General features: G+C 48.4%; 10 protein-coding genes. All 10 read right to left on the bottom strand.

Going from position 1 to position 13,835, the window contains the following annotated elements; genetic code table 11:
* Nucleotides 1–706 precede the first annotated feature (706 nt).
* On the bottom strand, nucleotides 707–3,439 hold the full coding sequence (locus tag ACR2PX_RS05110) for a S8 family peptidase (protein WP_433998286.1): 2,733 nt from the start codon (nucleotides 3,437–3,439) through the stop codon (nucleotides 707–709).
* A gap of 286 nt (nucleotides 3,440–3,725) precedes the next feature.
* Complete coding sequence (locus ACR2PX_RS05115) at nucleotides 3,726–3,872, bottom strand: hypothetical protein (protein WP_433998287.1); 147 nt, start codon at nucleotides 3,870–3,872, stop codon at nucleotides 3,726–3,728.
* 527 nt (nucleotides 3,873–4,399) lie between these two features.
* Nucleotides 4,400–4,705: a hypothetical protein gene (locus tag ACR2PX_RS05120; protein WP_433998288.1), complete on the bottom strand. Its 306-nt coding sequence runs from the start codon at nucleotides 4,703–4,705 to the stop codon at nucleotides 4,400–4,402.
* Nucleotides 4,702–5,280 (bottom strand): hypothetical protein, encoded by a 579-nt coding sequence (locus ACR2PX_RS05125; protein WP_433998289.1) that lies wholly within the window; start codon nucleotides 5,278–5,280, stop codon nucleotides 4,702–4,704. The genes ACR2PX_RS05120 and ACR2PX_RS05125 overlap by 4 nt, the downstream gene beginning before the upstream one ends.
* Nucleotides 5,267–5,587 (bottom strand): hypothetical protein, encoded by a 321-nt coding sequence (locus tag ACR2PX_RS05130; protein ID WP_433998290.1) that lies wholly within the window; start codon nucleotides 5,585–5,587, stop codon nucleotides 5,267–5,269. The genes ACR2PX_RS05125 and ACR2PX_RS05130 overlap by 14 nt, the downstream gene beginning before the upstream one ends.
* A complete protein-coding gene (locus ACR2PX_RS05135; protein WP_433998291.1) occupies nucleotides 5,584–7,713 on the bottom strand; it encodes an ankyrin repeat domain-containing protein in 2,130 nt (709 codons plus the stop codon). The genes ACR2PX_RS05130 and ACR2PX_RS05135 overlap by 4 nt, the downstream gene beginning before the upstream one ends.
* Before the next feature lie 76 nt (nucleotides 7,714–7,789).
* Nucleotides 7,790–8,680 carry an ROK family protein gene (locus ACR2PX_RS05140; protein ID WP_433998292.1) on the bottom strand — a complete coding sequence of 297 codons (891 nt, stop codon included), beginning with the start codon at nucleotides 8,678–8,680 and terminating at the stop codon, nucleotides 7,790–7,792.
* 63 nt (nucleotides 8,681–8,743) lie between these two features.
* Nucleotides 8,744–9,196 carry a PTS sugar transporter subunit IIA gene (locus ACR2PX_RS05145; protein WP_433998293.1) on the bottom strand — a complete coding sequence of 151 codons (453 nt, stop codon included), beginning with the start codon at nucleotides 9,194–9,196 and terminating at the stop codon, nucleotides 8,744–8,746.
* Nucleotides 9,189–10,703: a PTS fructose transporter subunit IIC gene (locus ACR2PX_RS05150; protein WP_433998294.1), complete on the bottom strand. Its 1,515-nt coding sequence runs from the start codon at nucleotides 10,701–10,703 to the stop codon at nucleotides 9,189–9,191. The genes ACR2PX_RS05145 and ACR2PX_RS05150 overlap by 8 nt, the downstream gene beginning before the upstream one ends.
* A 22-nt stretch (nucleotides 10,704–10,725) precedes the next feature.
* Entirely contained in the window at nucleotides 10,726–13,419 is a 2,694-nt protein-coding gene (locus tag ACR2PX_RS05155; RefSeq protein ID WP_433998295.1) for a glycosyl hydrolase-related protein, read from the bottom strand.
* Nucleotides 13,420–13,835 lie beyond the last annotated feature (416 nt).

The raw sequence follows: 13,835 nt of genomic DNA on the forward strand, positions 1-13,835 counted from the left end.
GACTGCACCTGACGTGTTGCACTCGTCCATCTCGACGAAGGTGAACAAAGGCTTCTTTGATGCTCCAGTCAATCTCAATATGCTCGATTACCCAGCCAGGAAATGCGAACATAGGGCGTAGTGAGGATGTTGCACACATGTCTGATCCTTCAGAAATTTTGATCCTTACAAATCAATCGTCTCCTGAAGGCTATTTCTGTTGCAACCCCTCACTTTTCATCAGCCAACCTGTAAAAGCCCCAAAGATTTCATGCCAAGTCTCCTGGTAAAACCTATAGAGCCAAAGCATCCATACCATTAAACCTGAATAGCCTGCTTTTTCATAAACGGAGGGAAAGCATTATCGTGAAAGGCCGCTTCCTCCCTGAAACAGGCATATACAGATGAGCATTGTCGTACAAAGTCGAAATGCATAATTACACATTAACTATTAGCACGGATCATATAAATTAGCACATATATGAATATGTATCATGCTTAGGTTTCTTGATGGAGACTTACTCGCAGTATTATCAGAAAGTAATTAAACAGCCGGGAAAATCGAAGAAAAGGGATACAATCAAACCCATCTTTTCAGAAAAAGGAAAAATTCTGATCAAATTAAAAGCTAAACGACATTGGATTTATGGTTAAACCCAAGGTCAATAAGCATTCTGAGTGTCATCCAGACCTGACTCAAAAGAGCAGGCCTGAAAGGGACTTCCTCCTAGAAATCGAAACCAACACTCATCATCAGCATCGTATCATCCAGCCCCTGGACATTATTGGCGTTCTCTACACGCAGCAGGTTTACCTTGCCAAAGGCGTTTAACTCCGGGAATTCTCTGCGCACTACTACTTCATAATCGGTCTGGCGCTGATCCGGTGCATAATCAAGCGTGACACTGTCATAACGGAGATTGCTGCCGTTATATCCCTGAGGCAGAGTGAGTTCTGCCTGTCCTGACTGAACAGCCATAGGGCGGGTCACAAATGCAGCCATTGTTGTTTGTTCATCCAGCTCAGTCACAGCGCCCAGACTGAGACTGTCACTAAGCAGCTTGTCAGAGTGATCAACAATGGCATTGTGACTGGCACGGTTACGAGTCAGCCCCTGATAGTAACTCATTAACAGACCCGTCGACTTCGTCAGCTCATAGTTCAGGTTGACGCCATAAAAGTGGGTTTGACTGCCCTGTCCAGAATCCCAGATACCGGATCCTTCAGCACCCAGAACAGAATCTCTTTCCCTGAGACTGCCCACAGACAGGCTGACCTTCAGATCCTGGGACAAAGCCGTAGAAAGTTCGGCATTCAGACTCTCAAAATCACTGTCCACGCCCCCTCTGGACGCTTTCTCAGGCTCTCCCTGAAAGGCACCCGCTTTGAGGGTCAAACTCTGGCCAAGAAGCTGTTCGATATGAACACCTCGCGATGCTTCATTAAAGCTCTGGAAAGGATTGGCAAAAGCCCGGGTAGCGGTCAGCTTCTTAACACCTGCAGACTCATCAGCCATTAATCCAAAAGCCGACGAGGCATCCAGCCCCTGACTGAAAAAGACTTTCTGGTTTTTACTCATGGCAAAACCCAGAGTACCGGTGAGCCCATCCAGGGACTCAAACGATTGATCACCTTTTTTGGCAAACGACAGAGTGACACCTCCGGGAAGAACCACTCTAGAAAGCGATCGGGATACAGATGCATTGAAGTAACGATCTGAATTCACCCGCCTGAGGTCCTGCTGGTTGTTACTACCCGTCAGGGCAATACCACTGTAAACAAAACCGGCCTTGTCATAGGAATCAACAGCGACAAATTGAATCTCTGATAACTGCTGACCCACAATGTCACCCGAGGCAGCCGAAGAGTCCAAAGTTGAGTCAGAAAGGTTCTGCACCTGGCCATTTTCACCCTGAAGTTGTGCTACTCCAATCAGCTGAGTAGCCGCCTGCAGGTTCAACATACCCTGCCCATAAACGGCATCCACCCCGGTAGCACCCAGGTCGTCTGCTGAGGCAAATAGCCGGTTGACTACCGCCTTACTATGACATTGCCTGCTGTTGGCTCTGCCATCGCTGCTGTCACACAGATAGGAAAGAGAGTTCGAGCCCGGCAGTTGCAACCCCGGGAAGGCAGCCGCTACCACGGCAAAGGCACCACTCACCTGAGGCGCAGCCATGGAGGTTCCGGTTTTATAGCCGTGGCCGCCTGGCACCGTTGAATAGATATTGGTTCCTGGCGCTGCCAGACAAAACGCAGCACTGTCTCCACAGCCATGAGAACTGCTGTGCAGTTGATTGTTGCTGTTAACGTTAACGACCGAGATCCATTGCAAAGCCACATCCTCTTCCAATGAGGTGCCTTCGTAGACTTTCGGAGCCATAGTAAAAATGGATGACTGCTGCACTTCTGGGTTGAGATTTTCATCCAGATTATGATGATTCCCTGCGGCAACCACACCGACCAAACCTGCCTTGAAAGCACTCTGAGCCTGCTGGTAACCCACAGAACCCGCAGTGCCAAAAATATAACTCTTCAGAGCATCATCAGAATAATTAACCGGCTGACCCACAATATCAGAAGCCACTAACCCTCTGGTCTCTGAACTATGCACATAGGCAAAACTCATATTGGCTACCGAAGCCCCCTGATTGGCAGACCAAAGTAACAAAGCTGGAGTGGTAGTCGCATTCTCTGAACAACCGTCTGCAATATTTGCACACCCAGACAGCACATCTGCGTTGTATGCGACTCCATGAATGCCTGCGCCATCTTTATCAGCAGCGGCAATACCGGCAACGTGAGTACCATGGCTACCACTGTCCTGTTCGCCATAATTTTCATCACAGGTTTGAGTGCCACAGTTTGGCAGATCAATACTCTCGTTGAGATCGTTATGGGTTGTGTTGACCCCACTGTCCAGGACAGCAATCGTGATACCTTCACCCGCCTGCTTTGCTCCGGCGGTTGATGAAATATTGGAGTAGGCTTCCTTGGCTTTGATCTGATCCAGGTCAGGCCGATTCTGATACTCAGCCGTGTTGTAATATTCCGGGCTGCGGGGAGCCAGATTATTGGTACCTGAATCAGGTGGGCTGGTTGGAGGATTGCTGTCAGCAGGCGCGACACCACTGCTGCTGCCACCGCCTCCGCCGCCACCGGCAGCGAGTGCTGCCACTCCTGCAGCCGCTCCGCCGCCAATCAGATACCATTTGTTAAAAGAAAGTTTAGCCGCCGCTTTGTCAGTTGCTGCAGCTTCTCCTGACTCGGTTCCAAGTTCTGGCAACTGTTCAACAGTATCTGGGGCTTTGTCAGGAACTTTCTGAATGTCCGGAGCTTCTGACTTCGAAGCCGTCTGATCTTCCGCCTGAGCCGACGAAGCGATAGACAACATGATCGACAGAGAGAGGACCTTGAGGGCTCCCTTTTCTGTCTGGCTATAGAGGTGCTGATACAGCATAAGCCATCCCTGTTTATTTATAATTGTTGTGTTGGTTTCCTTACGGATGTGGTCGCAGATTTTTCTGCGTAAGTCCCCAAATTTAATGTGGGTAACATCCGGAAAATTATCTTATTGTATTTTTCTTATACAGTTTTATCGGGGGGGGCGTCTATCTTTTCAGACATATTTTGAAGAAAAATAATTACCATTTGGCAATGTTTTTTTATTGTAAAAACCAGATGGCATGGCGGCCAAGGGGTAAGAAGCCGCTCACACCGGTGCATATTAACTCAGTCGTTTATCATCACCTCTCGCTATCCTGCCCACCCAGCTGCTCGGCAATAAACTCACCAGCTGCCTGTTTTGAAATGATAGAGATGGCTGCGAGCGTCGAGTGTCGTTCGGTGATCAGTTTAACCACATTGTCTTGAACCTGTTCTACCCGGTCCACAAAGCTTCGACTTGCCTTAATACAGTCGGGCTAACAATTCTCAAGCTCTTTTTTAACATGATCTGGTAGCATGTTCCATATCAAGTGATAATATGTGTATTTAATTTCTTGATAGTTTTTATTTGAAAAATGCTCTACCTCCGAGAAATTTTTAGGCTGATGAAAAAAAACCATGAATTTATTTGACTTTACATATGAATTTTACAGTATCAATTATTATTAGCTTGAGGCTGACCAAGTTTTTTGCTTCTTTGATTAAGATAGGTTCTTCCCAGTTGTAGTTATTGATCACTCTAATTTGAAAGCAACCCGATGCACTAAAAGAAGGATACCATCCGAAGTCCAGTATTAAATTATTGCCGTAGCGAACTTGGCACCCGCTCAGCTCGCCCCTAAGGTTCTGATCCAGGTTGCTCCAGCTTTCGCTAACCAGCCGTCCAGACGCCCTGTCCAGCAAGTCTACCTGCTCGGCAATAAACTCACCAGCTGTCTGTTTTGAGCTGATAGAGATGGCTACGAGCGTCGAATTACTCTGTATCTAACAGTATTTTGATCAGTTTGCCTTCACCAATAACTTTCCCTTCCCATATTTGAAACTCAAACAGCGATTCTATTTCAGCAAGAGCAGCATGCGAATCCAAAAACTTAACCTCTAATTCATAAACTTTTTCTGGAATTAAGGTTTTTTCTTCTGATAGAAGCAATCTGCAGTCGAAGCCTTTGGTTTCGGAAGTCAGAAATACACACTGATAGTGGTGAGCGGAAATTGGAGTTATCCTTCCACCATTATCTTTTGAATAGAATTTTACCGAAACAACTGCATCAGGCTTCATTTTTTCGGCACCTCTGATGAATCAAGAATTTTAGGTCTAAGACCCTTTAGGTGCTTTTCTGGTACAACAAAAGCATGAATACCACCATCCACTTCTATTGAAGTCCCAAGGTATGAAGCCGGTACTTCTGTTTTCACTATTGTATAAGGAGGGTCTCGAAAAGCTTTTACAGCCTGCTTGGCATAGGAAGAAGCGTGTTCAGCAGTATCTGTGAAATACTTTCCTTCAGCTGATCCTCGATTTACAAAATGTCCAGTCTTTTTTATGTCGGCTAGCTCATCAGGGCCGACTGCCCTGTACAAAGTAGTATAACTATGCCTGAGAGCCTTACCACCTGGCACCACCGAAGCTACCTTCAGCAACCCGCTCAGCTCGTCCCTAAGGTTCTGATCCAGGTTGCTCCAGCTTTCGCTAACCAGCCGCCCAGACGTCCTGTCCAGCAAGTCTACCTGCTCGGCAATAAACTCACCAGCTGCCTGTTTTGAGCTGATAGAGATGGCTGAGAGCGTCGGGTGTCGTTCGGTGATCAGTTTAACGACATTGTCTTGAACCTGTTCTACCCTATTTATTCTCAACAGGACAGTGAATAAAAATCCTTGAGCTATTTTCAGATAGACGAACACCGTCCACAATATAGCGCTTATGGCCAGAAATGAGTGGATAAAACTCTATTGATTCACTTTTTCCATAAACAGACGCATGTAGCAGGCTTCTTGCGAAATCATACATAGCAATCCGTGAAGAAAAGCTTAAGTAGATGTCTCCACGACTATTGTCCACTTCCGCTTTCAGAAAGTGATTTTCATCCTTAAGATTGATATCCAAAGGTATCTCATCTGCATCTTCTGTAATTTTTATGTTTGCATTTAGAGTATTTTTCATTTCCTTATAACCTCATCCAGTCCCCATACTAAAAAGCTACTTTTACCATCCGGTACAATGTGCAGATTTTCTATAGTTTTACCTTTAGCGTTCTGAATCTGAACATTATAATGATTAATTGCTCCTTTGCCTTGATATGGTCCGCCTAAGTGATGCGCTTGGGCATCAAAGTCTTTTCTGAACAAAATTCTTGTACCATCATCCAGTACATGCATCAACTGATTAGGGTGTTCTCCAATTGGTCTTGCTTTAGCCAGCGCATCCTGAAAGTATTTCCCTCTTCCAGCAATGGCATGCAAGCCTACCCCACCTGGCATCACCGAAGCCACCTTCAGCAACCCGTTCAGCTCATCCCTAAGATTCTGATCCAGGTTGTTCCAACTTTCGCTAACCAGTCGTCCAGACGCCCTGTCCAGCAAGTCTACCTGCTCGGCAACAAACTCACCAGCTGCCTGTTTTGAGCTGATAGAGATGGCTGCGAGCGTCGGGTGTCGTTCAGTGAACAGTTTAACAACATTGTCCTGAACCTGTTCTACCCGGTCCACAAAGCGGGACACCGGATCTTCTCCCCGGCCAATAGACCCCAGCGCTTTGCGAAAACGAAATCCACGGGGGCTGTCGCCCATGACCGACGGGCTGAGCCCACAACCACCTGCTGCGCAGTGTTGGTTAAAACGATCCTGGGCAACGGGAGAATCTCTATAGACACTTCTCTGTCGTTCCTCGGCATGGTAGTCCTGAAGATTGTCCGACACCTCGCGCTCCATTGGGGCCGAGTACCGTTGATAGAGCTCAGGCTGAAGTGGGTGGCTCGCTTCAATGGCCTGTTCTATCGCACCTTTTTCTTCAAGTAGCTGGATAATGTCCTGGTGATGTCGGCTTCTGGCCAGGGTCAGGGCTGTTACACGGCCTTCCGTCACCCCATTGGGGTTAGCTCCCGAGCTTAATAAGCGTTCAACCGCTTCACGGTTGCCAGAACGGCTGGCCAGATGCAAACGGGTTACCCCCATGGCATCAGTTACATCAACGGGGGTGGGAAAAGTTTGGTCAATGCGTGCACTCAGCCATTCCAGGTTTTCATCGGCTTCGTCCAGGGATCGTTCTGGCGCTTGATGAGGGAGGACGGCCTGAACCGTAAAAACTGCGTCAGTCTGGAAGGCTTTCAGAAAACTGTGATTGTTGACATTCCAGGGTTTATCGGGGTTAGAAGACAGTCGACTTTTAAAAGTCCCGCACTGTACTTGTGCATATTCACCCGAAATACTGACGTTTTCACAGTTCAGTGGTGGCAGCAGGGCATTAAACAGGGCTTCGGCCATGTCATCCGGGGAAGATCGTTTAACCTGAAGGAAGTAGCAGGGGTTGTTCTGATCAAACAGCAGCAGGTGATCAGTTTCTATGCTCAGGACGACAGCGTGACGACCGGTAGTTAGCAGATAATGGGCAGGTGTCGGTAATTTTGAAAGTTCTCTGAGCCACTTTTTTATACTGGCCCGTGTCGTTGCCATTGGCCAGGCCGGTGTCATTTTCAAGGTGTTCCCGGCTGTGTCACTGTCAATTTCTTCCACGGCTGCCGGGCAACCCTGTTGGCGCTTCTGAATCTGATAGAGCCACCGCATCCAGACATGATGGCTGACCAGGTCGGCCAGCTCCGGTGACTGTTCGGAGAATGCCGTGAAGGACTCCGGAGTGTCAGGCATGCCTGAAGCCGATCGAAACTGATCATAACGAGAGAGGGCTTCTGTCACTGCGGACTCAAGGTTACTCCAGTGCTGGCCATAAGCGCTCCAGCCTGATTCTGGTGGGCGGCTGCAGGCTTGGAGCCGCTGGCTGAGTGTGGGTCGGCTGTCCGGTTCTGACAGGGCTGCCTGCAGATAGGCACAGGCCATGCCAAAACAGACCCCTTCATTCTTTGTTGATGAAGGCAGAAGGTAACGGCTGTTCTCTTGAAAATGCTCAAGGGCAGGAAGATCTGAAGAAGCTTCACAGCCTTGGTTTATGTCGTGTAAGTATCGGGAAATGACCTCAGAACCGGCGTTTACCTGCAGGGCAGTTAGTAAGAAAATAAAAGTCAGTAGTAACGGGTACAGGCATAGATGAGAACGCAGATAAAACCGGCTGACCATTAAACAATATCCTGAGTCCAAGCAAGAAGTTTATGCGTTGGCAGGCAGTCTAGTTCACATAATACCCTCGTCAAGGTCAGTAAGGTTTTGGATTTCTATCCATCAAGTTAAAAAAGGCACCCAGCAGATTGGCATCATTTCTATGCTGGGCGACCGCTACATCAGTCTCGATGGCAAGCGTGTCACGCATCTTATTGATAGCATTCAGGGCAGCCTTCAATTCTTCACCGAACTCGGGCCGCTCGGTAATGCCTCCTGATACAACAATCCGCTCAGGATCATAAACACACTGGAGGTTTGTCAGCAGAATCGACAAGTGAGAGTAGAATGCCTCAACCTCTTCCTGGCAGGCCTGATTACCGGAAGCAGCCAGCTCAAAGACAGCCTGGCCGGTCAGCTCCCGGTTCAACTTTTCAGACGCCCTGTGCACCATATTGCCGGTAGAAGCCAGCCAGCTAAAGGACTCCATCCGGCGCTGTTCGTGGTCGTATTGAACCAGCATTCCGAACTCGCCACCCAACAGGTTTTTACCCTTGCGTAGCTGACCATTATTGATGACAGCACCACCAACACCAGTGCCACAGACAACAAAAAGAACATCATCATAGCCTTGGGCACTGCCGGCTCTGACCTCAGCCAGAGCTGCACAGTTGGCATCGTTCTCCATGGCTACGGGAACATTGAAGAGGCCCTGAAGATCTTCCCTGAGATTGGGACCATGAATACAGGGAATGGCGCTGATGCCATTAATAATTCCCTGCTCGGTCACCGCACCCGGAGCACTGATAGCCAAGCCTCTGATGTTAAACTCGACAGAAACCTGATCAAATACACGACCGATCTCACCATAGAGCTGATCAATCTCTCCCTGCGGTGTTGGGAACTTGTCTTTTAACTGGATGCTGCCCTGTTCATCCAGCACTCCGTACTTAACAAAAGTACCGCCCAGATCTATGGAAAGATACATATCAACCGTCCCTCGTATTCGTTCAGGACTGCATCACACCTCGATAATGCAGCCCTGACTTACTCAGCAAATAGCCTGATTCACAATCTCAACAATATCCGCAGCAGAAGCCGCTGTTTTCAGCTGGCTGCGAAAATCGGCATGCACCAGCTTGCGTGACAACTTGCTCAGTACTTTCAGCTGAGAGCCGTCGTCGGAATCAGAAATGGCCAGACAGAACATGTACTGTGCTGCCGTATTATCTGACAACCCCCACTCAATGCCCTCCTGCAGACGAATGAAGAAAACGGCAGGATTTTTTACAGCATTACTCTTGCAATGCGGAATGGCAAAGCCGTCCATAAAACCTGTCGAACTCACGGTTTCACGAGCTTTCAGGCCTTCTACAAAGGCACCGGCGTCAGAGATTACTCCGGTCTCCAGCGCTACTTTGCTGATGGATTCAAACAGAGTTTCTTTAGAGGATGCAGGAGAGGATGCAGGGACATCCAGAATGACATTTTCCTGCTTAAGCATGAGCGATTTCTCCTGTCTCTTCTTTCTCGGCTTCTTTAAGCGCTTTTTTCTGCGCCTGTTTCAGACCAAAACCAATCATGCATGCGGTCACAGTGACACCAACACAGATAGAGAAGATCCAGGGCAGGAAGGGCATAGGCTGTTCGATATAGCCTACGAATGTACCCAGCGGGGAACCCAGCCCACCGTAAAACTTGGCGCCAAAAGCTGTAACCAGGGCACCTGCAACAGCAGAGCCGATAACGTTAGCGGGGATGAAAACCAGAGGCTTACTGGCAGCAAAAGGAATCGCACCTTCAGTGATACCCACCATGCCCATAGCCATGGCATTGTTACCCATCACTGTCTGATCAGAACTGAAGACATTCTTGAACAGTTTGGTGGCCAGCCAGGCACCCAGAGGAGCAACAGAGATAGCAGCCTGAGCAGCAGTACCCGGTACAAAGTTGGCACCCTGGATACCGTACTTGGCAACCGTATCCGTGAAGACAGCAGTACCGAAGATCAGGGCAATTTTATTGACCGGACCACCCAGGTCAAAACCGATCATGGCTCCAATCAGCGCACCAATCATAATTGGAGCAGCCGCGTAGGCATTAGACAGAGAGTTCAGACCGTCGTAGAGCGCCGTCATGACCGAAGCAATGGGATGACCAATACCGTAGAAAACTACAACAAAGACGGCAAATGTCGCCAGTAGAGGAATCACCATGATCGGTACGATCGGCATAATGATTTTCGGCCAGGGAATCTGCTTCAGATACTTGACGATATAACCCGCCAGGAAAGCAACAATGATCGCACCCAGGAAGCCAGCACCGGCTTCAGTACCCAGAAACGCAGGATCATTAATGATGTAAGCACCGATCATGGCAGGGGCAATCGCCGGACGATCGGCAATAGAGTAAGCCGTAAAACCGGCAAACAGCGGAATCATCAACTTGAAGCCGATCTGACCCAGAGCAAACAGCTTGCTGAAGAACAACCCACTGGCTGTTTCTACATCAAAGCCCCAGTTCACCAGGTTACCGGCATCATCGGCAGAGAAAGCAAAAATATTGGCGATAGCCAGCAACAAACCTGCAGAGATACACATCGGAATCATGTAGCTAATGCCACTCATCAGATGTTTTACAGCGCTGTTGTTGGTTTTACCCAGGGAAACGTTACCCACCGTTTCACCCTTTACCGAGTGCTTCTGCGCCGTTTCAAAAGCTTGCTTGATCAGACCTTCAGGGTTCTCAATCGCCGCTTTGACGTAGGTCTTCATTACCCTTTTGTCGATAAAGCGGTCGAGGCTGACATCAATATCTGCTGCGATAATGATGACATCCGCTTCCTGAATTTCCTTTGAGGTGAATTCATTTTCAACGCCAATGGTGCCGTGGGTTTCAACTTTTACGTCGTACCCCATGGCTTTGGCGGCATTCTCAAGGCTCTCTGCCGCCATGAAAGTATGTGCTATGCCCGCAGCACACCCCGTAATGGCAAGGACTTTCTTACTCATAAGTCGCTCTCCAGGCTCTTAATCAGAAAAGTTCAATCAGGAATGTTTTAATTTCGCCTGGTTTCATCGTCTCTATATAAAGCGTGTCCAGGTCGATCGTATTGTCGAAAGAGCCAAGCTGAGTACGCTCTGTAAGATCGGTCTCAGTTAACTGTTTCGGTGCTGTGTTGAATTCAATTTTTGCCTTCACCTGTTGTTCATCACTGCTATTCAGGAGGCGAAGAACATAACTGCGGCCATCATCAGCCAGCTTGAACAGCGAGCTGACCAGGTTGTCGCTGAGTTCTATCTTGCTGAACAACTGGAATTCACTGGCCAGATCACGGCGCATCCGGTTGGACACAAAATATTTCAGGGGACCGGTAAAGCGGTTCAGTTCCTGCTTTTGATAATGCAATACCGATGTCGTCCAATCCTGATTACGCCTGCGTAATTGGGCAAACCGGAATTCAGAATCAAGACAAATGGCAAATTCACATTCGAGGGTTTGCAGAAACTGACTATCCGGTGTCGGGATATAGCGGTATTCATTGCCTGAAGCCTTACCGGGACGACGCTGAAGGCCTGGCTTACCGAGCCAGCCAACACTTCTAAAAGCGGTCAGCTCAATAAACTGTCCTTGATCACCGGTAATTTCATATTCCTTGATCCCCCGGGTGAAGGCTGTGACAGAGCTCTGGTTATCGTGCAGATTGACGATGTTCAGCATCGGATAAATGCCGGTAGGCTCTTCATTCCAGCCCAACGCTTGCCAGTCATCCATTTCGGCCTGATGAACCGGACGCTCAATGCAACCAAATGGTGTATCGGAAAAAGACGTCGCTGAATGGATACCGGTATCGATTCGAACTCTCAGTCGATGATCCTTGCAGGTGTTATCCACCAGCAAACGGCATTGCAGAAGACCGTTATTCTCAAGAGAAACCTGTAGGGTATAAGGCAGCTTTTTCAGCTCACCACTACGCTCCTGGCCCTCAATACCTTCTGGCAATTCAAGAGTGCCTTTGATGCTCAAGGTCTGGGTCAGCGTATGAGCTTCGGCAGAAAATTCAGCGCCAGTGAAGTCGAAGACCAGGGGTTCATCCCCAGGCAGAGGCGAGTAATCATAGGTATCACCGTCATCAGCCTGATCCACCAGAGTGATGAAGTTCTTAAACAGCCTGCCTGTACTCATTTCTTTCAGGTGAATCTGACCATTAATGACTGCCAGTTTGTAATAGTCATCTTCGATCGCCGCCAGCGTCAGTTCCTGACGGGTAACAGACAACTCCTGAGCGCCTTCTTCTACTTTCAGATTGCAGTAAGAAAGCGGTTTCATTGGATGTCTGAAAGCAATATCGATCTCGTGGTAATACAATTCCGGATCGTTTTCGCGCTCATCCCGCTTGATTGAACCGTTGTAGACCTTACGGATTGCTTCCACCTCAAAAGGAATACTTTGACCGTTCAAAGTGATGTCAAAGCAGGGCTTTTTGGTACTGATGGTGGCCGTGATCTTTTTGTCAGAGTGGTAAGCCAGCGTATTGAAGAGTGTCAGAGTACTGTCTTCAGGCGTTGCTTCAGAAATCTTGCGAATCAGATAATCGATATGGGCATCAATGCGCTCATCGGCATTAATAAACCGGTTTAGAATCTGATAATTGGTTTTGTCGGTATTACATCCGCAGGCACTGTCGTGGGCATGATTTTTTAGAACCCCCTTCCAGATGTTATCGACTGTGCCGCGCTTGTGCTCCAGACCCAGCGCTGAGCCCATTGCCATCAATGGCTCCAGGGTATTGATCAGCTTACGTTCGACCTTGTCGTTCAGGTACTTATGGTCGTAGCGGGAAGAGTATATAGAGCGATGTATCTTGGAATTTTCGGAATCCAGCATTTCACCGTGGATGGTTTCCAGCTTGCTGGTATCAATATCCTCAAATACCTGTCCGTAGTCGCTTTCTACAAACTCATACTCTTCGACTTCACGATTTGCTTTTGCGATTTTTGCCTTAAAATCAAAATCAACATAGCGCTGGTCACCACCTACCGGGAACACACCAAAATCAAAGTGTGAAGCCTGGCTATTGGTATCTGCAGTAGAACGAATGTCGTTGTCATTGCCCCAGATCAGCGCTCCACCAGGGTAGTAACCTTCACGAATGTTGTAACAGGTCAGCTCAGAGCCGTCTTCGCTCTGCCACAGGAACTCACGATAGGCACTCTTGCTGCTGGACAGCCCACGCCAGAAGACAAAGCGGGTCAGGCCAAAACCGTTAAAAATTTTGGGCATATCCTGGCTCTGACCAAAAGAGTCAGGCACATAAGCAATGTCCATGGAATGACCCATGGCTTCGGCATAGTGATAACCGGTCTGGAGATTCTTGACGATGGATTCACCCGCCACAATCATCAGGTCTGACTGGGTGTACCAGGGACCTATCAGCAGGCGTTTGTCCGCGACCTGTTTTGCTATGGCTTCGCGGTTCTGTGGGCAGTTACTCAGGTGATCTTCGATCAGGCTGGTTTGGCCATCCAGCAGATAGCTCTGTACCAGGTTGGAGTCCAGCGCATAGAGCAGCTCATCCATGTGGTAATCGAGCTGGATCTGCGACTCATTCTGGGTGAAATACCACTCATAATCCCAATGGGTATGGGCAATGGTATGAATCTTTTTGACTTTAGAAGGGCTGTCTCCAGACGACACTTCCAGCGCTTGAGGGTGTTGAGCTGACATTGGCGATCTGTGTGAAAGTTTGTGATTAGGAAGTGCTGACCATTAATCATGGGCTCAGAGCTGCCGTAAAGGGGTCAGCAACAAGGAAGACTTGCGCTGGTGTAGTTTGTCTACATCAAGCAAGATCTGACACAGTAGATGGCCCCTTTACGGAGCTCCCGAAGGGCTCTCTCAGGAGCGTCCATAGCAGCGTTCCAACAGATTGAAAGATGTCTATATTCCTTCACCGTTGCGCCTTGCGCTGAACGCTCCTGAGAGAGCTGAGCTCCATGATTAATGGTCAGCACTTCCTAGGAGCCTGTCGGACTTACCACTGACCTACTGCGAAAAAGCCGGATTTGGCCATTTTTTATGATTCTTTTCGTTGAATAGCTCGCTATTCGCCTCAAATAATCATAAAAACTGTCTCAAACCGG

The organism is Endozoicomonas sp. (genome assembly GCF_051008435.1).
In the GTDB taxonomy this organism is placed as follows: Bacteria; Pseudomonadota; Gammaproteobacteria; order Pseudomonadales; family Endozoicomonadaceae; genus Endozoicomonas_A.